The 1,142-nt window shown below is 69.3% G+C and carries 1 protein-coding gene; it reads right to left on the bottom strand.

Going from position 1 to position 1,142, the window contains the following annotated elements:
* Positions 1-1,099: OmpA family protein (locus AKI01S_RS48610; protein WP_169814153.1), on the bottom strand; the 1,099-nt coding region annotated here is incomplete at its 3' end.
* Positions 1,100-1,142 lie beyond the last annotated feature (43 nt).

Here is a 1,142-nt window from a genome sequence, read left to right on the forward strand (position 1 = left end):
CGGTGCTGGACTTCAGATACGTCCCCCGATAATCCTCAAAGGCGGTCCAGATGTTCATCTTCTTGGCCGGGTCGTCGTTGCGGACCGTCCAGACCAGCGACACATAACCATTGGCATCACGCTTGAGCTCATCGATACGCACCTGCCCCCTGGCCGGCCAGGAGTTGTCGTGGGCAACCGGCGGCGCACCGATCGGCGCGGTCCCCAACGGCCGGCCCGAGGCCGCCGGCGCGGCACCGGGCGACGGGGTGGCCGGGGCGGGGGGCTTGGGACGGTCGAAGGAGATGGTGACTCGCCGGTTGGTCTGGCGTCCGGCGGCGTTGTCGTTGGTGGCGATGGGCTGGCGGGAGCCGTGGCCCTGGGTCTGGTAGGTGACGCCGGTGCGGGTGACCAGCTTCTCCAGCGCCGCCTTGACGCTGTCGGCCCGCCGCTGCGACAGCGGCTGGTTGATGGCGTCGGTGCCGCTGTTGTCGGTGTGGCCGTCGATCTTGACGGTCGAGCCCGGCGACTGGTCGATCTTGGCCGCCACCTCCTTCAGCACCGCCTGGGCCTTGTCGTTCAGGTCGGCCTTGTTCAGCGCGAACACCACATCCGACGACAGCCGCACGCTGAGCTGCTTGCCGTCATCGTCCTGGGACTTGATCGGATCGTCCACCGTGTTGACCAGCGGGCGGATGCGGGACTTCCAGGTGGGGGCGTTCACATCGGCCTTGGCGGTGGCCGTCACCGGCAGCATCTCAGCCGGGCGGCTGCCGAGCGGCACGTCCATGAACACCGGCGCGGTGGGGAACACCACGTCCATGGTGGTCACCTCGGCCGGGGGCGCGGGGAAGGCCGCCACCACATCCAACGTGCCGCCCGGCGCGATGGGCATCGCACCCCGGGTGCACAGGCAGCCCGCATAGGGGTCCGACAGCGGGAAGTGCCGGTTGCCGTTGACCGAGTCGACCAGCGACAGCGCCGAGGCGGCGTTCTGGTCCAGCAGGTTGTCCAGCGCCGGCGCCTTCAGCATCGTGTCCACCTTGTACTCGGCGGCGGTGGTGTTGTGCACCCGCCAGCGCGCCACCACCACGGTGGGCGTCACCCGGTCCAAAGCCATCAGATCGAGCTTGGTCCCCGGCAGACCCATCGACCGCGACCGC

It is taken from the genome of Actinomadura kijaniata NBRC 14229 (genome assembly GCF_001552175.1).
In the GTDB taxonomy this organism is placed as follows: Bacteria; Actinomycetota; Actinomycetes; order Streptosporangiales; family Streptosporangiaceae; genus Spirillospora; species Spirillospora kijaniata.